Raw genomic sequence first — 450 nt, forward strand, 5'->3', positions numbered from 1 at the left:
TGATAGCCCCTGAAGCCAAACCACCTGTATGTAAGATAATGGATTATGGAAAATTCCGTTATCAACAAGAAAAGAAACAAAAAGAAGCAAAGAAAAAACAAAAAGTTATTGATATAAAAGAAATCAAACTTTCTGTGAAAATCGCTCAAAATGACATTAATTATAAAGTCAAACATGCAAGCGAGTTTTTAGAGCAAGGCAAGCATGTGAAATTTAGAGTGTTTTTAAAAGGTCGTGAGATGGGCTCTCCTGAAGCAGGGGTAGCTTTGCTTGAAAAAATTTGGCAAATGGTTGAAGATATAGCAGATAGAGACAAAGAGCCTTTACTCGAAGGACGCTATGTAAATATGCTATTAACTCCTAAAAAGAAAAAATAATCACAAGCCTTTTTAAGGCTTGTATTTTAAACTTATGCTAGAAGAAAATCCGCAATTTTTAAAAGAACAAATC

1 protein-coding gene is annotated in these 450 nt (G+C 32.9%); it reads left to right on the forward strand.

All coding sequences use genetic code 11. The features are described 5' to 3' along the window. The coding region (gene infC / locus NY022_RS09605; protein WP_267525659.1) for a translation initiation factor IF-3 at positions 1 to 377 on the forward strand (377 nt) is incomplete at its 5' end. Positions 378 to 450: the final 73 nt, after the last annotated feature.

The sequence above is a fragment of the Campylobacter sp. MG1 genome (assembly GCF_026616895.1).
In the GTDB taxonomy this organism is placed as follows: Bacteria; Campylobacterota; Campylobacteria; order Campylobacterales; family Campylobacteraceae; genus Campylobacter_E.